The sequence below is a fragment of the Chondrinema litorale genome, from assembly GCF_026250525.1.
Classification (GTDB): domain Bacteria; phylum Bacteroidota; class Bacteroidia; order Cytophagales; family Flammeovirgaceae; genus Chondrinema; species Chondrinema litorale.
In genome coordinates, this window is sequence record NZ_CP111043.1 from 3,040,513 (window position 1) to 3,061,248 (window position 20,736).

Consider the following 20,736-nt stretch of genomic DNA (forward strand, 5'->3'; position numbering starts at 1 on the left):
TAACGTTCATATTAGTTTGCATTAAGTTGCTCGTAAGTTTCTTTAATATCTGTAGGCAACGGCTCATGTACAATCCAGTCATTTGCTGGGTAATCTTTTATTCTTTTAATTTCTCCCGGAATTTGTGCTGCTAAATCTTGCCCTTTGGTATTAAATAGCTCACATTCTGCTTCAAAAGAAGTGAGTGGAGGGCAATTAATAAATTTGGTTTTAGGAAGAATTTTTCTAGCAGTTAGATAAACCCTTCTTTGCCTAAATGGATTTGCTACAATAAGTACCTTTCCAAATTCAATCTTTTCCCAAATTGCAGGATAATTTTCTTTTAGAATGGCAATTGTAAATCTCAAGTTTTCTCCTGTATTGGTAGATTTATTTTCGGTAATTAAGCTTGTTTCTGGTATTTGAGGATATTTCTGAATGATATACTTTTTAAAAGCATCAGCCTCTGGCATTCCTAAATCTGCTGTGCCAGCACCAATTCCTCCAGTTAAAATGATGTATTTAGCGAAACCTTCATTATATAACTGCGCACATCTGTCAGGAATTTTCATATCAAAATGACCGAAACCAATAATGGCATCTGCTTGTTTAGCAGTTTCGAGCAGATAGAGATAATCAAATAATTTTTTGCTAGCTTCGTGCATTGAATTTTCCTGCATGGTTAATCTATATTTGATACTTTATATTCAGGTTAATGATAAAAAAAATAAATAGAAATACATGATTACCAGATATATATATCCCATCATTTTAGGCTTCTTCCTTTTAAATGCTTGTGTTGAGGTAGATGAAAATACTCAGTTAGTGGAAAAGCCATATTTCGATTTGCCAGCATTTACTCAAGAGCAAATTGATTTATTAGATTCTCTTTCAAAAATGGAGACAAGTGCTCCGCAGGTTACTAAAGAAGTGTTGCTTAAAGGTGGGGAAGAAAAGATACAGCTCAATCCAAATGATGAAAATTATCCTGTTTGGGAAAAAGAACTTCAACTTTTTAAAGAGGCTGATATAAACAAACCAGTGTTGTTACAAGCCTATGATATAGACGAAGGTGCTGACTATAAAACCTACAAAGCCAACCAAGAAGATTTAAGCATACAAGAGATAAAAGTTTCTTATGAAGCTGAGGCTGTGAGTGAGATTTATCTAAGGCTTAATGAAGAGAATTATCTATATACTTCTTATAAAGATTTGGTTATGAAGCTACAAAGTGGACATATTACCGAAATAGATATTAAGGGTTTTAGGAAACTGGTGGGCAACGATGCATTAGAATATCATGTTAAAACCCACCTTACTTTCCCTAGGACATTTGGTTCACTTTAAAGATGGTATATGCAGGGTAAAAGTGGTTCCTTTTCTGTATTCAGAAGAGACTAACACACTACCCATAATTTTGCTAACAGCCTCTTTTACCAAAGCTAAACCAACACCAGAACCGGTATTGTAGTCTGTAGCTCTAAAAAATGGCTGGAATATTTTTTCGTGGTATTCTTGTTGAATTCCAATACCGTTATCTGATATTTTTATCTTACCAAAGTTTTCATCTACCTTAATTTCAAGGTTTATAATGTTTTCGTCTTTTGTAGGATCGCTGTATTTAATAGCATTCGAAATAAGATTACTTAAAATTATTTTTACTCTCATTTGATCGCTCACAAAATCAGATGTTTGGCAAATAGAAGTATGGAAAACTACTTTAGAAGCCGCTTCACTAAAAGAGAATTGCTCCATTAAATCACTCACAATATCCTGAAAAGAAATTTTGTTACGCGTAATTTCATTTCGGGAATTTCTCGAAAATGCGAGAATGTTCCCAATAAAATCTTCGAGTCTTAGTAGGTTCTTTTTCTGTAAATCAAGATATTCCGCAATTTTATCCCTGTCAGGCTCATTTTTGGCTAGTTCTATTAAACCAATCGAAGAAGCCAAAGGGGCTCTTAAATCGTGTGAAACTCTGTAAACAAACTGATCTAATTCTTCATTAATCTTCAGTAATGCTTCTTTCTCAGCTTTTTCCTGATCAAGGTCTTTTTGTATCTTTTTAATCTGGCTTAAATCTGTCAAGATCACCAGAAATTTTTTATCCTTAGAGTTTTTTAATGCATTTATAGAAAGTTGAACAGGTATAGTGGCCTTGTCTAACTTATGATTTAGTAATGTTTCTGCTTTAAAATGGAGATTACTTTCACCTCCTTGAGTTAAAAAGCTAGTAAAGTCCCGTTTTGTAGATTCATTTAAAAACAGGTTAAGTGGTTTTCCAATTAAGGAATAGTTATCATAACCTAAAAGGTTGCATACAACTGTATTGGCAGAAACAATCAATCCTAATCTGTTTACAGTCATAATGCCCTCTGAGGCATGTTCTATCATATTGTAGAGGTACTCCTCTCTTTCTTTCAAAGACTGGTTGGTCTCCTGCAGTTCCCGAACGCTCAAATCCAGCTCAAAACGGTGTGTTTCCAGCTTTTCAGCTAGTATTTGCATTTCCGTTCTCATTCTAATTGCTTTTCGGATTAAAAATGATTTTAGTGAAATATTAGGGGTTTTTTGAATAAATATAGCGAGCAAGAGCATTGAGGAAAAATCTTGCATATTGTGGATATGTAAGAATTCGTAATTTTTGCAATGTTATTAGATGTACTTGGATGTATTTAATAGATATTTACCAATAAGAAAATGGCATATTCTATTCTTGTGTAGGAGTAAAGGAAATGCCAAGTTTTTGATTATATGTTTAAAAACTACTCTGCTAAAACGTCAAAATTTTTTTTTATGCCTATTAAATTAAATGTGAGAAATATCATATTGATTAAAATAATTTTTATGTAATAATTTCAGATTAATTATTAATTATTTTGTTAACCGATTCTTAATGTTCATCTGCTTTACATAAATATGAGTGTCCTATTTTAGGTATATAAAATAAAAAAGCTGGTATTTCAGTTGAAAACCAGCTTCTTAGATTTATAAATATTTCTTTGAAAAGTACAATTTAATCTTCGTCGTCATCTTCAAAGTCAGATGGCATAGAAAACATACTGCTTAGTAAATCGGAGAAAGATGTTTTACTTATCAAGAATTTCTTGCTTAACATAGAGTATTCTGCAAGACCGTGTAAGGCAAATTCCATTAAAAAGAGCTTCTCATCTTCGGTTTTATCTGAGAATTTCTTTTTAACCATCTCTTTCAAACCTGGAATTTCAAATAGTGCTTTTTTGTACTCACTATTACTAGCATCGTTGAGTATGTCTACCGTTTCTCCGTCTCCAAACCAATCGAATAGGCTTTTATAAATGCTGTCATTCTTCTTTTTCTTTTCTTTTTCTGGATCTGGAAAGTATTGGATAAACTGATTTCTGATGGCTTTTCCAATTAGGTTTTGAGCTACAATTCCTGCACCTTCTTGTTCACCTTCGTATACAAGCTCAACTTTTCCTGTAATAGAAGGTATTACACCCCAAAAATCAGAAACGCGAATACTGGTTTTAGACTCACCATTAATCAGCGCTCTTCTTTCTGCAGAGCTAATGAGGTTTTCATATGCGGAGATTGTTAACCTTGCCGAAACTCCACTTTTCTCGTCGATATATTCACTTTTTCGGGCTTCTAAAGCAATTTGTTCGATCATGTCTTTGGCAATCTCATTGCTCTCAACCAAACTTTTTTGCTCAGTTTTAATCTTGGCTTCCTGTTGGGTAATTTTTTTACCTATTTCAAGATTTTTAGGGTAGTGTGTAATAATCTGGCTATCAATCCTATCTTTTAGCGGAGTTACAATACTACCTCTGTTTGTATAATCTTCTGGGTTTGCAGTAAATACAAACTGAATATCTAATGGAAGCCTGAGTTTAAACCCTCTAATTTGAATATCGCCTTCTTGCAAAATATTAAACAGGGCTACTTGTATTCTCGCTTGTAAATCTGGTAACTCATTAATTACAAAAATACACCTGTTAGACCTCGGAATTAATCCATAGTGTATTACTCTTTCATCGGAATAAGGAAGTTGTAGACTTGCTGCTTTAATTGGGTCTACATCACCTACAAGGTCTGCCACAGATACATCTGGCGTGGCCAGTTTTTCAGCATACCTTTCACTGCGATGCATCCAAGTTATGGGTGTGTGGTCTCCTTTTTCTTTTATTAAATCTCTACCGAATCTTGAAAGTGGTTTTAGCGGATCGTCTGTTAGCTCAGAGCCTTCAATTACCGGAATATATTCATCTAATAGTTCTATCATCATACGAGCAAGTCTGGTTTTAGCCTGACCTCTTAAACCAAGCAGGTTAATGTCGTGCATGGAAAGAATTGCCCTTTGTATTTCTGGAATTACTGTATCTTCATAGCCGTGTATACCTTCAAAAACAGGTTCTTTTGATTTTAGTTTAGCAATAAGATTGTCTCGTAGTTCTTGTTTGATAGTTTTTGGTGTGTAGCCTGCAGATTTTAATTCACTAAGTGTTTTAATCTGCTTTAGCTTTTCATGTGGGATATCTGTATAATTCATATAAATGAGATAAAAAATATGCGCTTATATATATTCAATTCCTGATGTTACTTTGTAGAAACCTTTGTTTACATTGAAAAGTTTGGAAATTAATTAATGGTTTAAATTATATAATTCTGAAGAAGATGCCAAACCTATTATAGTCGGGAATTACTGTTTCTGAATCTCATTTCTAATCTAAGAAATATGCTTAGAATAGCCATTTTATTAGCCTGCATTTACCCAAGCTTTAGTATATTGCTTACAGGAATTTTACACAACAATCAACAATAACTATGGATTATTTTTTAAGAGTAAGGATGCTAAAAATGGCATTCCTTTTCTGTGCTATGGCTTTATTTTATCAGTGCCAATCGCCAGATAAATCTCAAAATGCCGGGCTGACTTTCTCTGTAACTTTTTCAGAGGAACAAAGTGCTCAACCGCTAGATGGCAGGCTATTACTAATGCTTTCCAAAGATACTGCAGCTGAACCAAGATTTCAGATAAGTGATGGTCCGGGAACACAATTGGTTTTCGGGGTAGATGTAGAAGACTGGAAACCCGGAGAAACTGTTACAATCAATGCCGAAGCATTTGGCTACCCAATACAAAGCCTTGCTGAGATTAAAAAAGGGACTTATAATGTTCAGGTATTATTAAATAAATATGATACATTTAATCTCTCAACTGGGCATACTGTAAAACTACCAATGGATAAAGGTGAAGGCCAACATTGGAATCGCAAGCCCGGCAATTTATATTCTACTCCTAAAGAAATTAGTGTCGATCCAACATCATCAGAAACTATTTCTTTGACTTTTGATAAAGAAATTCCAGCTATTAAAGTGCCTGAAGACACCAAGTACATTAAACATATAAAAATGAAGAGTGAAAAGCTTAGTGAGTTTTGGGGGAGAGATATGTATTTGGGTGCAAATATTCTATTACCAGAAGGTTTTGAGGAGCATCCTGATGCTAAATATCCATTGGTAATTATGCATGGGCATTTTCCGTACGACTTTGGAGGTTTTAGAACTACACCACCAGACCCTAATTTAAAGCCAGTTTACAGCGAGCGCTTTCATATAGATGGATATAATAAAATTGTGCAGCAAGAAGAATATAACTTTTACAAAACATGGACAGGGCCTGATTTCCCAAGAGTAATATTGATTACTATACAACATCCAACTCCTTATTACGACGATTCTTATGCTGTAAACTCAGCCAGTCAAGGACCTTATGGCGATGCAATTACTTATGAGCTATTGCCATATATCGAAGAAAAATATCGAGGCATTGGAGAAGGCTGGGCAAGATTTACTTATGGTGGTTCTACTGGTGGTTGGGAAGCTTTGGCTGTACAAGTAATGTATCCTGATGAGTACAATGGTTGTTGGGCTGCTTGTCCAGACCCGATAGATTTTAGAGCTTACACAGTGGTAAACCTATATGATGATGAGAATGCTTACTTCTTAAACAGCAATTTTAAAGAAACAGAAAGACCGGGGCACCGCGATTATTTGGGGCATATAACTGCCACATTGCGCGATATGAATCTAAGAGAGCTGGCTTTAGGTACAAAAGGGCGATCTGGGCAACAGTGGGATATTTGGCAAGCGGTTTATTCACCTCAGGGAGAAGATGGTTATCCTAAACCTATCTGGGATAAACTCACTGGTGAAATAGACAAAGAAGTAGCTGACTACTGGAAAGAAAACTTTGACCTTACTTATATAATGCAGCGAGATTGGGAAACGCTTGGCCCCAAATTAAAAGGTAAAATCAATATCTATTGTGGCGATATGGATAATTACTACCTCAATAATGCTGTATATCTCACCGAAGAATTTTTGGAAAACACCAATAATCCTTATTACGAAGGTGATGTAGATTATGGTGACAGGGCAGAGCACTGTTGGAATGGCGACCATGAAAATCCAAATCATATTTCTAGACTTAGATATCATCAGATGTTTATTCCGAAGATTGCAGAAAGAATAAAAGTTTCGGCACCAGCAGGAGCAGATATAACCAGTTGGAAATATTAAGTTTTAAAAAACAGCTAAACACTGTTTATTTTTCCGGATTATCATTAATTTAAATATAAAGTAAGAGATGCATTTATGAGAGATTCCAAAAAGAAAATTATAGTTTTTGATTTGGATGAAACTTTAATTCATGCAACAAAACAGAAACTTGGTGTAGAAGCAGATTTTCAATATCAAGATTACTATGTCTACAAAAGGCCTTATATACTGGAGTTTTTGGAGTCTTGTAGTAAGCTTTGCCATATTGCTATTTGGTCTTCAGCAGAAGATAGTTATGTGAAAGGTATTGTAAATGAGTTAATTGGGAATGCGATTGAACTCGAATTTGTGTGGGGAAGGTCTGAATGTTGGATGAAAATTGTAAAAGTGGAAGATGAGCTTACAGGTTTAAAAAAGAAAGAATATCAATTTATTAAGCCTTTAGAGAAAATAAGAAGAAAGGGTTTTAAGATGAAAAATCTGCTCATTATAGACGATTCTCTTTATAAGGTGACAGATAATCCGGAAAATTACTTTATTATAAAACCCTTTGAAGGTAATTGTGAAGATAACGAGTTGAAATTTTTAGAAAGTTATCTTAAAATATTAGAACAAAAAGGTGATTTTAAGATAGTAGATAGAGTAGGGTGGAAAAATTTATGCCTACCAGATTAAATTTTTTAGTCTAAATTACAGATTACCAAAAGATTTTTTTTACTCAAACAACACACACATAATGACTATTATCCCCAGTCTTATACTGAAGCAGCTATACACGAATGGTAGCCTAGAAAATACTTCAAGTGGTTATCGCTTTGGATTAAAAAACAGGCTAAGTGATTGTAAAATCATTGAGATTAAAGCTATTATTATTGATGGTACATTAATAAATGATGAGGCAGTTTTAGTTGATCTGGAAGAAGGGGGAAAGCTGGGAATAAACGATATAACTGCGGCAAACCCTATCGAATTTCCTTTAAAAAGAAAGATGAATGTGTTGGTAAGTGGAGAGCCATTAGAAGAAGGAAAATACAAAATAGAAATTAAGTTTGAGGTAAAACCATTTGGTAAACTTACCTTAAAAGTAGAAGATTCCATTACCAGTGGTGATGAAGATATTATCCGCATCCCACGTGATGAAACCGATGACTATAGCGACGAAGCAATAAAAAAGCGACAAGGTTTTGTAGAAGCTTTTACAGGGGTAAAAATGGAGCATACTGCTTCTTATTCATTTGATCCTCACCTCACACAAGGAAATATAGAGCATTTTAGTGGAGTAGCTCAAATCCCTTTAGGGCTTGCTGGACCTATACTCATCAATGGAGAACACGCACAAGGCGAGTTTTTAATACCAATGGCCACTTCAGAGGGAACTTTGGTTGCCTCTTATAATAGAGGTATAAAAGTGATGAACTTAAGTGGAGGTGCGACAGTAACAGTAGTGGGAGATGCCATGCAAAGGGCACCAGTTTTTGTTTTTGAAAATGCCAGAAAGTGTAGGGAGTTTGTTGCTTGGGTAAACGATAATATGGATGAAATAAGAGATCATGCAGAGGCGACTTCTAGTATTGCTAAATTGCTGTATATCGATCCTTATTTGAGTAACAAGTTTGTTTACTTGCGCTTTAATTATTCTACAGGCGATGCTGCCGGGCAAAATATGGTAGGCAGAGCAACTTTTGCGGCGTGTAGCTGGATTCTCGATCATTACTCAGACGGAATCACAAATTTTTATTTGGAGTCTAACTTCGCAACCGATAAAAAAGCATCTCAAATTAATGTAATGAGAACACGTGGTAAAAGGGTAATTGCTGAGTGTACAGTAAAGAGAGATGTGTTAATCCAACATATGCGTGTTGAGCCAGAAAAGCTAAATTACCACTCAAACATTGCTACTTTAGGTGCCTTTTTCTGTGGGGCAAATAATAATGGAGCGCATTCACCCAATGCGATTACAGCCATGTTTATTGCTACAGGGCAAGATGTAGCCAATGTGGCTGAGTCTTCAGCCGGGATTTTTTATTCGGAATTAACCCCAGAAGGAGATTTATATCTGTCTCTTACAATTCCATCGCTCATAGTAGCAACTTTTGGTGGGGGTACGGCCCTGCCAACTCAGCAAGAGTGTTTGAGAATATTAGGTTGCGACGGTAAAAATAAAGTAAATAAACTGGCAGAAATTGTAGCAGCTGTAGCTCTTGCCGGTGAGATTTCACTCGGCTCAGCAATTTCGTCTTCAGATTGGGTTTCTAGCCACGAGAAATATGGCAGAAATAGATAATATATAAAAGTCTGTCTTACTCAGTGTAGCGACAGACTTTTACTATTTTAATTCAGAATTAATTATTGTAATTTCTTTCACCGAAAATAAGGCTTCCTACGCGAATCATCGTGCTACCTTCTTTTAGCGCAATTCTATAGTCGTTGCTCATTCCCATAGATAACTCAGTAAAATCTAGGTTATCAGCTACGTATTTACTGCCTGTTTTATTAAAAAGGTCTTTTAAAGCTGTAAATTCTTTTCTTACCTGTTCGTAATCTGTTGTGTTAGTCGCCATACCCATTAAGCCTTTCATACGGATGTTTTCCATACTATTAAACTCATCACTTTCAATTAACTCAAAAAGCTCAGCTTCATTCAAGCCAAATTTGGTTTCTTCTTCAGCTATATGAATTTGGAAAAGGCAATCAATAATACGATTATTCTGAGCTGCTCTTTTATTAATTTCTTTTAAAAGTTTTATGCTATCTACAGAATGTATTAAGCTAACAAAAGGAGCGATTAGCTTCACTTTGTTAGTTTGCAAATGACCAATCATATGCCACTCTATATCTTTTGGTAATACTTCGTGTTTCTGCACCATCTCCTGAACCTTGTTCTCTCCAAAGATTCTAATACCTGCCTGATAGGCTGCGGTAAGAATTTCAACTGGTTTGGTTTTACTTACTGCAATTAATTTACAGCCTGTACCGTCCAGTTCTATTTTTATTTGGTCCAGATTTCTTATTAATTCTGTTTCGTTCATTTGAGTCGCTATTGTTTTATTCAAAATTAATGATCATTCACTTATTTATTAAATGATATAAATTTCTATTTAAACAAAGAAAACAGCTAATATGATTTAACAAGTTAAAACATATAAAAATTATTACTTTGAAAATCAATTAGTTATGATTAAAATAAAAAATATATTTGCATATATATGTTGCAACATATAATATTGCATTATCAATTCAGTCAGCAAATTGATTTTTATTAAAATATATGTATAAACATTTAATGGTGCAACTTATAATTTGAATTATGAAAAAGATTAGTTTATTTATCGCATTATTATTTTCTGGTTTGGTAGGTGCTTATGCACAAACAACTTGGACTAGTGACCCTGCTCACTCAAGCATCGAGTTTAATGTAACTCACATGATGATCTCTGAAGTTACTGGTAAATTTGATGGTTTCGAAGCTGTTTTAAAATCAGACAAAGTAGATTTCTCTGATGCTAAAATTGAATTTACTGCACAAACTAGTACAATTAACACTGGTATAGATAAAAGAGATGAGCACTTAAAATCAGCAGATTTCTTTGATGTAGAAAAGTACCCTACAATCTCTTTTAAAAGTACTTCTTTCAAAAAGAAAGGTGGAAACAAATACGAATTAAAAGGTGATTTAACTATGCATGGTGTAACTAAGCCTGTTACACTAGAGGCAAAATTTAATGGTACTATCAAAGATCCTTACGGTAACACTAAATCTGGATTTAAAGTAACTGGTGAAATAAACAGAACTGAATTTGGCTTAAACTGGAACTCTGCTTTAGAAACAGGTGGTGTTGTAGTAAGCGAAGAAGTTGAAATTGACGCTAACATACAAGTGATCAAAAGCGTAGATGCTGGAAAATAATTAGCATTTTCCTTAATGATCTCTAAAAAAAGGTGGAATATTAGTTCTGCCTTTTTTTGTTGAGAAACAATTCAATATATTTCTAGGATACAAACCCTTTATGTAAATCTGCTGTTTTTTTGGTGAGATACTTTATATAAATTACAACATATATTAGGGTTTTTAACGTAACGATTTAGAAAGATAAATTAGTTAGGTAACAACAGAAATTGAATAATAGACATGGTTATGAAACTTGAAGACGAACTGAAGAGTAAATTTAGGAATGAATTTCATAAAGTAGGGCTCAACATCTTTTTTACAAGTAACTGGTTAGCTCAGTCTCAAAAGAAAATATTCAAGAAGTTTAATCTTACAGTTCAACAATATAATATACTTAGAATTTTAAGAGGTCAGCAGGGGCAACCTGTAACTATTGGCAACATTAAATGTAGAATGCTTGAGAGAGAATCTGATGTTTCCAGAATAGTTGATAAAATGCGAACAAGAGGTCTTGTAAAGAGGTATAGCTGCGAAGACGATAGAAGGGCTACACATATTTTTATTACTGAAGAAGGTTTGGAGTTGCTGCAAAAAATGGAATGCTATGAAGAAGTTTTTGATAGCATGTTAAGCTGTTTGACAGAAGATGAAGCTAAACAACTTAACTTGTTACTAGATAAAATCAGAGATTTTGAGGATCAGGCATAGTCGATGCTGTCGTCGTATTTAACTCCTAATTTGTCAAGCACTTTTTGTGGACTGCCTTGCCATACATTGGCTGCGTTTCCAATATATTTTAGGTCTTCTATGCCGATTTGACTGGTAAAAAAGCCTGTGGCCACAAAATCTCGTAATGAGTTGAACCAGTTTACACCCTGAATCATTTCTGGTTTTGCCTGTTCAGGATAAGCTATTTCGTCTAAAATTTTAGTTTGCTGTTCCTGAGAGACCTCTATAAAACTTTTAGAGAATCTTTTTTTGCACTGGTAGTCAAGCCAGCTAATTCCACCACGCATATTTGTTTGATGTTGTGGCTGGTCTTTCATCATAAATTCAATAAACTCAGGTACATTGGCCTCAGTAGCACTGCCGGATTTATCGTCAGCAGGAATAATTATGTCTGAAAGTACCTGAATGGTTTTGTATTCATGTTCGCTAAAAAAGCGCTCTTCTAGTAACTTTAGATCAGCATCATTAAGATTTTTGAACCCATTGCTATCGGCAGATACATTGCCGTGTTGGTGTTCGTGTCCTTGTTTTTGTTCAGGTGGGTTACAGCCAGGTATCAAAGTACTTCCGGCAGTGAGCGATGCCAGACCAATTACTTTTAGCGAATCTCTTCTGTTTATTTTATTTTTTTTCATCTTGGTTTTCTGCTTTAGATATTCATTTGTTTTTTCTGGTCGATAATGTATTCTGAAGCACGCATTGAAAGTGCTAGAATTGTCCAGGTTGGGTTCTTATCTGCCATAGAAGTAAATGTACCACCATCGTTTACAAACAGATTTTTTACATCGTGTGTCTGGCAGTATTGATTTGTTACAGAGTCTTTTGCTGTTTTTCCCATTCGGGTAGTGCCTACTTCGTGAATAATCTCTCCGGGAGTGTGCAAACCATAATTTTGATCTTTGGTAGCTTTAGGCCCTAATGGAAAACCGCCCATTCGGTAGATAATTTCTTCGAAAGTATCTTGCATGTGTTTGGCTTGCTTTATTTCGTGATCGCTCCATTTGTAATGGAATTTTAAAACTGGAATTCCCCATTTATCCACTACATTCGGGTCTATCTCACAGTAGTTGTCTTTAACTGCTACTGGTTCGCCTCTGCCAGCAAAGCCAACTAGAGAGCCATAAAACATTCTGTAATCTTCTTTTAACTGCTTACCATAGCCACCACCGCCATATTTTCTTTCACTGCCATCTCTGTGGCTAAATTTGCCATTATAGTTATGAATGCCACCTAAAAAGCCATAACCTGGCATTCTGCGACCACCACCAAATTCTACATGGTAACCTCTCGGGAAATCTAGTTTTGCATTATCTAACCACCAAGGAATATATAAGTGCATTCCGCCAATACCATCTTCATTATAAGGAATGCTATCCATCATTTTAGGAATAATACCTGCCATGTCGGCTCCAGTTGAATCCATCAGGTATTTTCCAACTAAATCACTAGAATTGGCAAGACCATTTGGGAACCTGCTCGATTTAGAATTGAGTAATATTCTGGCAGATGAACAAGCACTTGCCGCTAAAATTACCACTTTCGCTTTTACATGATAATCTTGCCCATCTTCTTTGCTCACATAAGAAACTCCAGTAGCCAAGCCTTCGTCGTTGGTGGTAACTTCTCTGGCCATTGCATTTAAAATCAGGTTTAATTTGCCTGTTTCTAAAGCAGGATTTACCAATACAGGAGGTGAAGAGAAATTTGAGTAAGTGGAGCAACCACGGTTACATTGAGAGCAATAATGACAGGCAGGCCTTCCATTTAGAGGTCGGGTTAATATAGACATTCTCGAAGGAACAACCGGGATATCCATACCAGCACAGGCTCTTTGTATAAGCAACTCATATGCTCTGGGTTTGGGAGGAGGGAGAAATATGCCATCGGGTTCATTATCAAGACCAAGAGCAGGGTCTAAGTTTGTTCCGAAAACACCGACTAGTTTATCTACTTTGTCGTAATAAGGTTTGATGTCTTCGTAAGTAATTGGCCAGTCGTCACCAAGGCCATCTATACTTTTGCGTTTAAAGTCTTTTGGTCCAAATCGAAGAGAGATTCTTCCCCAGTGGTTGGTTCTTCCACCTAACATTCTTGATCTAAACCATGCAAATGATGTATCGTCTTTAGTGGTATAAGGTTCTCCGCCTAATTCCCAGCCTCCAAAAGCTGCATCAAATTCGCCAAAAGGTCTATGGGTAGGTGCTCCGCGTCTGGGAGAGTTGTAAGGCCATTTAAACATATCGCCTTCAGCAGAATCGAAGAATGGTCCGGCTTCTAGCATTACTACATCGGCGCCAGCTTCAGTTAAAACTTTTGCTGCCATACCGCCGCCAGCACCAGAACCTACAATACATACATCATAGGTTTTATCGTTTGTTTGCATTTTCATTTTACAGTAGAAAGATGAAGTGAGTTAGTAAAAAATGTCTTGAATAGATTAAAAAAGTAATTTATTAAATAATATGAGTCTTTTTAAATGAATTATATATAAAAAAGTGAATTTTTTATATATAAATATGTTCATGTGTATATATGAAAGTTTTCGATAATATTGGAATTATTCTTTTACTATGCATTACATTGGGTTTAGCTCCTTTTACTCCAGAACCTCACGTTTTGGGAAAGATAAAGTGGGTAATGGGAGGTGGAGTTGGAATGAAACTGATAGACTATTTTGATTTAATTTTTCATGGTTTACCCTGGCTATTATTAGTCAGGGTAATTTTTCTCAAAATAGTTAAATTTATTAAAATTTCATCTAAACGTATTTCAGAATAAAATTGAATTGTTATGAGTAAGTTTTCAGACGTGATAAAAAATTCGGAGGTGCCAGTTTTGGTAGATTTTTATGCAGACTGGTGTGGGCCTTGTAAATTTATGGAGCCTGTATTAAAAGGTGTTGCAGATAAGCTAGAAAGTAAGTTGAAAGTGATTAAAGTAGATGTTGATAAAAATCCTGCTGCTGCTCAAGCTTACAAAGTACAAGGTATACCTACTATGATACTTTTCCATAAAGGAAACATCTTGTGGAGACAGTCTGGTGCAATGCCCGAACAAGTGTTGATACAACATTTATCACCACATCTTTCTGTGAATGTTTAAAACTGATTTAGATAGATTATAAATGTAAAGAGGAGCTTAAAAGCTCCTCTTTTTTTATAGTTTAAATTGCCTGTTCTTCTTCAAACTCTGAAACTGGGATACAACTACACACCAGATTTCTATCTCCAAATGCACTGTCGATTCTTCTTACACTTGGCCAGAATTTGTTGGTTTTAAGATAAGGAAGCGGATAAGCAGCTTCTTCTCTTGTGTATGGGTATTCCCATGTATCTGCTAATAGCATATTTGCTGTGTGAGGTGCATTTTTAAGCACATTATTCACAGCATCAGTTTTGCCTTCTTCAACACCAGCTATTTCGTTTCTAATGGCAATTAAAGCATCGCAGAATCTGTCTAGTTCTTCTTTAGACTCACTTTCTGTTGGCTCAACCATTAAAGTACCTGGTACTGGGAAAGAAACAGTAGGAGCATGGAAACCATAATCCATTAATCTCTTAGCAATGTCTTCTACTTCGATTCCTGCTTTCTTAAACTCACGGCAATCTACGATCATCTCGTGTGCACAGAATCCATTTTTACCAGTATATAAAATCGGATAGTGTGCTTGTAACTTAGCTCTCATGTAGTTGGCATTTAAAATCGCCATTCTGGTAGCATTGGTTAGACCTTCTGTGCCCATCATGGCAATGTAAGCATAAGAGATTGGCAAGATGCTAGCACTTCCCCAAGGAGCAGCAGAAATTGCAGATATAGCGTTTTCTCCTCCAGTTTCAACTTCGCTATGTCCTGGTAAATAAGGAGCAAGCTCGGTAGTTACACCAATTGGGCCCATACCAGGTCCACCACCACCGTGAGGGATACAGAATGTTTTATGTAGATTAAGGTGGCAAACATCAGCACCAATATTCGCAGGGCTTGTTAAACCAACTTGTGCATTCATGTTTGCACCATCCATGTATACTTTACCTCCATGTTGGTGGATAATCTCACATATTTCAATAATACCTTCCTCATACACACCGTGGGTTGATGGATAGGTTACCATTAGTGCAGATAAAGTATCGCTAAATTTCTCTGCTTTCTCTTTAAGGTCTGCGATATCGATGTTACCTTTTTCATCACATTTAACAATTACCACTTTCATACCTGCCATTACTGCACTTGCAGGGTTAGTACCATGTGCAGAAGAAGGAATAAGGGCAACATTACGGTGCTCATTGCCATTGTTTTGGTGGAATGCCCTAATTACCATTAAGCCAGCATATTCGCCCTGAGCTCCTGAATTTGGTTGTAATGAAACTGCATCGAAACCTGTAATCTCTTGTAACCAGTTTTCAAGATTCACAAATAACTTTTGGTAGCCTTGCGCTTGGTCTTTGGGAACAAACGGGTGTAAAGCTCCAAACTCTGGCCATGTAACAGGAATCATTTCAGTAGTCGCATTCAATTTCATTGTACAAGAACCTAATGAAATCATTGAGTGAACTAGAGAAAGGTCTTTGTTTTCGAGGCTTTTTAAGTAGCGAAGCATCTCATGCTCTGAGTGGTATTTGTTAAATACCTCAAAAGTAAGGTATTCTGTAGAGCGTTGAAGCTTTTCTTCTAAAGTGAAATCTATTTCAGTATTATTTGCTTCAATTTCGCCTTTTAGCGCTAATGCTTCTTTAAATATTTCTAGTAGTTCTTTAACGTCTGCCAAAGTAGTGGTTTCGTTTAAAGAAATACATATATGGTTTTCGTCAGGGTAGTGCAGGTTGATTTTTTTAGCTAATGCTACCTGCTTAATTTTTTCCTGTTCTGTATGATCGTGTAAAACTAATTGTAAGGTATCGAAGTGAGTTTTGTTGGTGATAGTAAAACCTAGCTCAGTTAATCCTTTTGAAAGCACAGAAGTTAAACCATAAACTCTCAATGCAATATTTTTAAGCCCTTCTGCACCGTGATAAACTGCATAGGCAGCAGCCATAACAGCCAGTAGTACTTGTGCGGTACAAATATTAGAGGTCGCTCTTTCTCTTTTGATGTGTTGCTCACGGGTTTGTAAAGCCATTCTGTAAGCTACTTTTCCATCAACATCTTTAGAAACCCCAATTATTCTACCCGGTAAAAGTCTTTTGTAGCTTTCTCTTGTTGCCAAAAATCCAGCGTGAGGACCACCATAACCCATCGGTACACCAAATCTCTGAGAAGAACCCACTACAATATCAGCATCCATTTCTCCTGGAGATTTTAGTAGTAACAAGCTTAACAAATCTACGGCAGCACCAACTTGCACATTTTGTTCATGAGCTGCTGCAATAAAATCTGTATAATCTAGTACTTCTCCTTCTGTGTGAGGATATTGCAATAAAACTCCAAACAACTTCTCATCAAACAAATCTAGCTCATCAATAGAACCAATAGTCATTTCAACACCGATAGGAGCCGTTCTGGTTTTAAGCAAATCTATTGTTTGCGGATGGCAATGTTTTGAAACAAAAAACTTGTTAGCTCCTTTCTTGCTACGAGCTACATTAGAGTGCATCATCGCCATAGCTTCAGCAGCAGCAGTTCCTTCGTCAAGTAGCGATGCGTTGGCAATTTCCATTCCTGTAAGATCAGAAACCACAGTTTGGAAATTGAGTAACATTTCTAGTCTACCCTGTGCAATTTCAGCTTGATATGGCGTGTATGCAGTGTACCATGCTGGATTTTCTAGAATGTTTCTAAGAATTACATTCGGTACATAGCAGTCGTGATACCCCATACCAATGTAAGACTTAAAGATTTTATTTTTGCTGGCTAGTTCTTTAAAAGACTTCAGAAAATCGTGCTCTGTTTGTGCTTTTGGCAGATTTAGCGGTTGCTTTAAGCGAATATTTTCAGGTATAGTTTTATTAATTAGTTCGTCCACTGAGGAAACTCCAATGCTTTTTAGCATTTCTTCTATCTCAATAGAAGAGGGACTATTGTGACGTTTTTCAAAACGATCAAAATTGTTGAGATTTATTTTCATTGATGATGGACAAAATTAAATTAAAATCCGTTTGGTTACCTTCTTCGCCTCTTATCGCGGAGGCTATTCTTTGGGTGATCAGTAAATTTGCCGCAAATATAAAAAGTAAAAACTGTGATGTGAAAGAAAATAAATTTGATTCGGATAAAGCGGATTTATACATCATAAAAAAAAATTAAGGAGCCTCAAAAAAATGAAACTCCTTAGTAAAATTTAATTACCAAAAGGTAAAAATCAAATTAACCTGGAAGCTCTCTTAAAGCAGCTTCGAAAATCTTAAGTTTTTCAATTTTGTGCATACTTACTCGGCACCAGTGTTGGTTGTCGAATTCCCAAACTTTAATACCAATGCCTTGCTCAAGCATTTTTTGTTTGAATTTTTCTCCTTCCATCGGAATTGGGAAAAGGATAAAACTGGTATCAGACGGGATGTAATCGTAACCTAAGTCTTTTAAGAATCCATAAGTATATTCTTTAGCTTCAGCATTTTTAGCTACAGTATACTTCATGTATTCATCATCTTGAAAGCTTGCAATTGCACCACACAATGAAGTTGCAGAAGTTGTGCCTCCTCTTGTGCTATATTTTTTAATATTTTCTATAGTTTCTGGAAGTGCTATGCAGTAACCAATTCTTAAACCAGCGAAAGCGTGAGCTTTAGAGAATGTTCTTGCAATAATTACATCATGGCCCTCTTTTAAAAGGCTTCCCATGCCTTTAGCTTCAATGCCACCAGCATAATCGATGTAAGCCTCATCTACAAAAACAGGTTTCTTTTTAGACACTGTTTTACAGAAATCTTTTAATTTTTCTGTATCTAGAGAAGTTCCAGTTGGGTTATTTGGGTTACAGATATATACGAGACTCGTATCGTCTGAAACTCTTTTTTCCATTTCTTCAAGATCTAATTTATAATCTGAAGTTAAAGGCACTTTGTCCCAATCTGCTCCGTAAGAACCAGACATTCTTACTAAGGACATGTAGCTAGGGTCACCAGAGATTACTTTACCGCCTTTAAGACCATAGTATAAAGAAGCAGCCATTAGCAATTCTGTAGAACCAGCTCCAAGAATTACCTGATCTGGTGATACACCTTCTTTTTCAGCAATTAGTGTTGTAAACTCTTCTCTTGCATCACGAGGATACATAAAGCTGTCGTTTATTGCATCTATAATAGCTTGTTTAGCTTTTTCTGAAGGGCCAAATGCATTTTCGTTTGAAAGCAGACGTGCTTTTAATGGAGGTAAGTTTTTTAATTCTTTGCGGGTAAGCTCGTGTTCTGATAAAAATTCGAATTCAGGAATTGAGATTTGTGGATTTCTTTTTCCTGCAATAGCAGGAATACCTGCAAATAATCCAGTAGCCAATAGAGAACTAGACTTTAACCAGTTTCTTCTGTTGATTTTTGAGTTCATGGGGGGTAATCTTTTTTAGTAAAAAATGTAAGGTTGTTATTGTATGTGTGGTGGTTAAGAAAAGTATTATTTTCTAATCATTAATAAAGCTATTAAAAAAAAATAATATTTCTAAAGATGCTTTACTTTTTATGAAAATAAATCAACAGATTGTCAAAAATGTTAAAAAAATAAAAGCGCCACTGTCTAAACAATGGCGCTTTTGGCTTTAAATGAAATTGGATGGTTAAAAATCGAGTCTGAATTTAGCGCCAGCTCTAAACCATCTACCAGGCATTGGTACAAGACTTACTTCTGTATATTCTTTATCAAAGATATTAGTAGCTTCGATGTAAATGTTTAGGTTGTCTGATTCGTTGTGCCAATTAACCCTTGAATCGAATAGCCAATAGTCGGCAAGGCTTACACGGTCTATAAACCTGCTTTTTAATTGGTGGCTAAAGTTTCCAACAATTTTATGATTTACACCTCCAATAAATTGATGTTTGAGGTTTTCGAGTACATACCTTGATATTACATTTTCTCTTTCGCTTAGTTGTGCGTCGATGTAAGTATAAGCTAAAGTGATTTGGTTGATAAATGCATCTTCGCTCAATAAGTAGTTAAAATCCCATTCGGCAGATATATCTACACCTTGTGTTATTTGTTCTGAGAAGTTTTGCGGCTGCCAAGGATCATCTGCATTATTTTTTACCCAGTCGATTTGGTTATCTGTGGTTCTATTGAAATAAGATACTTGAGCATAGAAACCTTTTAAGTAGTATTTAAAACCCGCTTCATAACTTACCGCAGATTCTGGTTCCAGATCAGGGTTACCAAGGTTTGCAGGGTCTGCATAATATAAATCTGTATAAGTTGGTATTCTGAATGATCTGCCAACACTTGCAAATGCTCTAGTATTATTTAAAATTTGGTAACTAGCATCTACACCAGGGAAGGCATTCCATCCAAAATCTGAGAACCAATTAAAATATACACCTGGTGTAACTAACAGTTTCCCTAAACTGAATTTATGTTCGGTGAAAATACCTAAGTTATCTCTGTTCCAGTTGCCCAAATTTGTGCTCTCTATATCTTCGTTTCTTAATTCTACACCTAAGCCAGTTACACCTAGTTTACTTTCGTAAGTTGTTTGTAATTCTGCACCGAGGGTATTTGAGGTATGGAAGTTTTCGTATATTTCTGGTTGCCCTCTTACAAATTGATATTGGTCTTTGTTTCTACGCCAGTAAACTCTTGGCTTAAAAGTCCATTTATTGATTTTTTGCTCATAAGCAACACTGCTTAAACTAGTTTGTACAGCTTCCCATTGCTGAGTGGCAGATGGCGAAGAATAGAAACCATTTGCTCCAAACTCTTTGTCGGTATAACCAAATTGAATATTGAATTTACCTGAAGCAAGTTTTAACTCAGACTGATAAAATACATTATTTATGAAATAGTCTGTATTTTCTCTATAACCGTCTGAAGCATTTCTAGAAACTGAGATATATTGTCCATACTTTTCGCCTGGTAAAGCTAAAGCTGCTGAACCATTATAGGTTCCAAAGTCACCTCCAAAAGCAGATAGATAGATACTTCTTTGTTCAGGAATTTTTGTGATAATATTGATGGCTCCTGCAAAAGCATTTTGTCCATAAATACGAGCAGCAGGTCCTTTTAATACGACTACTTCGTCTATGTTTTCGAAACCTATTGGCAGGTTTAGCATATGATGGCCTGTTTGCGGGTCAGTTATTTTGATGCCATTAATCAAAACTAGACTTTGCTCAAAAGTACTGCCTCTTATACTTAAATCTGCTTGCACACCCACAGGACCTCTTTGCCTCACATCTATTCCTGGAAGGTAATTTAAGGCCTCTGGTAAACTTTGTACTGGTAGTTGTTTGAGTTTTTTAGCATGTAAAACCTCTATGTTTCTTGCTGATTCAAGAAAAGGAGTTTGAAGACGGTTTTCAGTTATAATCAGCTCTTCAAGAAGGGTAGAGGTTGTATCAATGTTTTGGGCATAACTAGAAAAAATTGTTGTCCCAACTATTGCGAGTATTAGTAAAATTCTCTTCATTGATTTGATCAGTTGTTTAATGAAGAGACAAAACTAAATAAAATACTCCCTAAGAATC

The 20,736-nt window shown here is 35.7% G+C and carries 17 protein-coding genes; 8 read left to right on the forward strand and 9 right to left on the reverse strand.

The window, feature by feature from the left end:
- Nucleotides 1-11: 11 nt before the first annotated feature.
- Nucleotides 12-659 carry a YdcF family protein gene (locus OQ292_RS12490; protein WP_284682466.1) on the reverse strand — a complete coding sequence of 216 codons (648 nt, stop codon included), beginning with the start codon at nucleotides 657-659 and terminating at the stop codon, nucleotides 12-14.
- A 61-nt stretch (nucleotides 660-720) separates the two neighbouring features.
- Here OQ292_RS12490 and OQ292_RS12495 point away from each other — a divergent pair, with 61 nt between their 5' ends.
- Entirely contained in the window at nucleotides 721-1,326 is a 606-nt protein-coding gene (locus OQ292_RS12495; RefSeq protein ID WP_284682467.1) for a hypothetical protein, read from the forward strand.
- Here OQ292_RS12495 and OQ292_RS12500 read toward each other — a convergent pair.
- Nucleotides 1,318-2,499, reverse strand: a complete 1,182-nt coding sequence (locus OQ292_RS12500) for a PAS domain-containing sensor histidine kinase (RefSeq protein ID WP_284682468.1) — start codon at nucleotides 2,497-2,499, stop codon at nucleotides 1,318-1,320. The two genes, OQ292_RS12495 and OQ292_RS12500, sit on opposite strands and share 9 nt — an antisense overlap.
- 496 nt (nucleotides 2,500-2,995) lie before the next feature.
- Entirely contained in the window at nucleotides 2,996-4,510 is a 1,515-nt protein-coding gene (locus OQ292_RS12505) for a magnesium chelatase (RefSeq protein ID WP_284682469.1), read from the reverse strand.
- A 329-nt stretch (nucleotides 4,511-4,839) separates the two neighbouring features.
- On the opposite strand from OQ292_RS12505, the gene OQ292_RS12510 reads away from it, so the two are divergent.
- From OQ292_RS12510 to OQ292_RS12520, 3 genes are all read left to right on the forward strand, one after another.
- Complete coding sequence (locus tag OQ292_RS12510; protein WP_284686005.1) at nucleotides 4,840-6,543, forward strand: alpha/beta hydrolase; 1,704 nt, start codon at nucleotides 4,840-4,842, stop codon at nucleotides 6,541-6,543.
- Nucleotides 6,544-6,618: 75 nt separating this feature from the next.
- A complete protein-coding gene (locus OQ292_RS12515) occupies nucleotides 6,619-7,197 on the forward strand; it encodes an HAD family hydrolase (RefSeq protein WP_284682470.1) in 579 nt (192 codons plus the stop codon).
- Between the two features lie 61 nt (nucleotides 7,198-7,258).
- Complete coding sequence (locus OQ292_RS12520; RefSeq protein WP_284682471.1) at nucleotides 7,259-8,806, forward strand: hydroxymethylglutaryl-CoA reductase; 1,548 nt, start codon at nucleotides 7,259-7,261, stop codon at nucleotides 8,804-8,806.
- A 58-nt stretch (nucleotides 8,807-8,864) separates the two neighbouring features.
- On the opposite strand, the gene OQ292_RS12525 is transcribed toward OQ292_RS12520, so the two are convergent.
- Nucleotides 8,865-9,551, reverse strand: coding sequence for a YggS family pyridoxal phosphate-dependent enzyme (locus tag OQ292_RS12525; RefSeq protein WP_284682472.1), 687 nt, complete (start codon nucleotides 9,549-9,551; stop codon nucleotides 8,865-8,867).
- A gap of 278 nt (nucleotides 9,552-9,829) precedes the next feature.
- Between OQ292_RS12525 and OQ292_RS12530 the strand changes: the two genes are divergently transcribed.
- Both OQ292_RS12530 and OQ292_RS12535 read left to right on the forward strand, forming a co-directional pair.
- On the forward strand, nucleotides 9,830-10,429 hold the full coding sequence (locus OQ292_RS12530) for a YceI family protein (protein WP_284682473.1): 600 nt from the start codon (nucleotides 9,830-9,832) through the stop codon (nucleotides 10,427-10,429).
- A gap of 228 nt (nucleotides 10,430-10,657) precedes the next feature.
- Nucleotides 10,658-11,119 (forward strand): MarR family winged helix-turn-helix transcriptional regulator, encoded by a 462-nt coding sequence (locus OQ292_RS12535; RefSeq protein ID WP_284682474.1) that lies wholly within the window; start codon nucleotides 10,658-10,660, stop codon nucleotides 11,117-11,119.
- Here OQ292_RS12535 and OQ292_RS12540 read toward each other — a convergent pair.
- Complete coding sequence (locus OQ292_RS12540; RefSeq protein WP_284682475.1) at nucleotides 11,110-11,775, reverse strand: gluconate 2-dehydrogenase subunit 3 family protein; 666 nt, start codon at nucleotides 11,773-11,775, stop codon at nucleotides 11,110-11,112. The genes OQ292_RS12535 and OQ292_RS12540 overlap by 10 nt on opposite strands.
- 14 nt (nucleotides 11,776-11,789) lie before the next feature.
- Nucleotides 11,790-13,529 (reverse strand): GMC oxidoreductase, encoded by a 1,740-nt coding sequence (locus OQ292_RS12545; protein ID WP_284682476.1) that lies wholly within the window; start codon nucleotides 13,527-13,529, stop codon nucleotides 11,790-11,792.
- A gap of 143 nt (nucleotides 13,530-13,672) precedes the next feature.
- Here OQ292_RS12545 and OQ292_RS12550 point away from each other — a divergent pair, with 143 nt between their 5' ends.
- Nucleotides 13,673-13,918 (forward strand): hypothetical protein, encoded by a 246-nt coding sequence (locus OQ292_RS12550; protein WP_284682477.1) that lies wholly within the window; start codon nucleotides 13,673-13,675, stop codon nucleotides 13,916-13,918.
- 12 nt (nucleotides 13,919-13,930) lie between these two features.
- Complete coding sequence (gene trxA, locus OQ292_RS12555; RefSeq protein WP_284682478.1) at nucleotides 13,931-14,242, forward strand: thioredoxin; 312 nt, start codon at nucleotides 13,931-13,933, stop codon at nucleotides 14,240-14,242.
- Nucleotides 14,243-14,303: 61 nt separating this feature from the next.
- Here trxA and gcvP read toward each other — a convergent pair whose 3' ends face one another.
- The 3 genes from gcvP to OQ292_RS12570 form a co-directional block, all read right to left on the reverse strand.
- Entirely contained in the window at nucleotides 14,304-17,198 is a 2,895-nt protein-coding gene (gcvP, locus tag OQ292_RS12560; protein ID WP_284682479.1) for an aminomethyl-transferring glycine dehydrogenase, read from the reverse strand.
- 239 nt (nucleotides 17,199-17,437) lie between these two features.
- Nucleotides 17,438-18,613: a pyridoxal phosphate-dependent aminotransferase gene (locus tag OQ292_RS12565; protein WP_284682480.1), complete on the reverse strand. Its 1,176-nt coding sequence runs from the start codon at nucleotides 18,611-18,613 to the stop codon at nucleotides 17,438-17,440.
- 226 nt (nucleotides 18,614-18,839) lie between these two features.
- Nucleotides 18,840-20,678, reverse strand: coding sequence for a TonB-dependent receptor plug domain-containing protein (locus OQ292_RS12570; protein WP_284682481.1), 1,839 nt, complete (start codon nucleotides 20,676-20,678; stop codon nucleotides 18,840-18,842).
- Nucleotides 20,679-20,736 lie beyond the last annotated feature (58 nt).

Coding starts and splice junctions, on each gene's coding strand:
- OQ292_RS12510 (WP_284686005.1), top strand. CDS start 4,840: ATGGCTTTATTTTATCAGTGCCAATCGCCAGATAAATCTCAAAATGCC.
- OQ292_RS12505 (WP_284682469.1), bottom strand. CDS start 4,510: ATGAATTATACAGATATCCCACATGAAAAGCTAAAGCAGATTAAAACA.
- trxA (WP_284682478.1), top strand. CDS start 13,931: ATGAGTAAGTTTTCAGACGTGATAAAAAATTCGGAGGTGCCAGTTTTG.
- gcvP (WP_284682479.1), bottom strand. CDS start 17,198: ATGAAAATAAATCTCAACAATTTTGATCGTTTTGAAAAACGTCACAAT.
- OQ292_RS12490 (WP_284682466.1), bottom strand. CDS start 659: ATGCAGGAAAATTCAATGCACGAAGCTAGCAAAAAATTATTTGATTAT.
- OQ292_RS12500 (WP_284682468.1), bottom strand. CDS start 2,499: ATGAGAACGGAAATGCAAATACTAGCTGAAAAGCTGGAAACACACCGT.
- OQ292_RS12520 (WP_284682471.1), top strand. CDS start 7,259: ATGACTATTATCCCCAGTCTTATACTGAAGCAGCTATACACGAATGGT.
- OQ292_RS12535 (WP_284682474.1), top strand. CDS start 10,658: ATGAAACTTGAAGACGAACTGAAGAGTAAATTTAGGAATGAATTTCAT.
- OQ292_RS12540 (WP_284682475.1), bottom strand. CDS start 11,775: ATGAAAAAAAATAAAATAAACAGAAGAGATTCGCTAAAAGTAATTGGT.
- OQ292_RS12525 (WP_284682472.1), bottom strand. CDS start 9,551: ATGAACGAAACAGAATTAATAAGAAATCTGGACCAAATAAAAATAGAA.
- OQ292_RS12565 (WP_284682480.1), bottom strand. CDS start 18,613: ATGAACTCAAAAATCAACAGAAGAAACTGGTTAAAGTCTAGTTCTCTA.
- OQ292_RS12570 (WP_284682481.1), bottom strand. CDS start 20,678: ATGAAGAGAATTTTACTAATACTCGCAATAGTTGGGACAACAATTTTT.
- OQ292_RS12550 (WP_284682477.1), top strand. CDS start 13,673: ATGAAAGTTTTCGATAATATTGGAATTATTCTTTTACTATGCATTACA.
- OQ292_RS12530 (WP_284682473.1), top strand. CDS start 9,830: ATGAAAAAGATTAGTTTATTTATCGCATTATTATTTTCTGGTTTGGTA.
- OQ292_RS12545 (WP_284682476.1), bottom strand. CDS start 13,529: ATGAAAATGCAAACAAACGATAAAACCTATGATGTATGTATTGTAGGT.
- OQ292_RS12495 (WP_284682467.1), top strand. CDS start 721: ATGATTACCAGATATATATATCCCATCATTTTAGGCTTCTTCCTTTTA.
- OQ292_RS12515 (WP_284682470.1), top strand. CDS start 6,619: ATGAGAGATTCCAAAAAGAAAATTATAGTTTTTGATTTGGATGAAACT.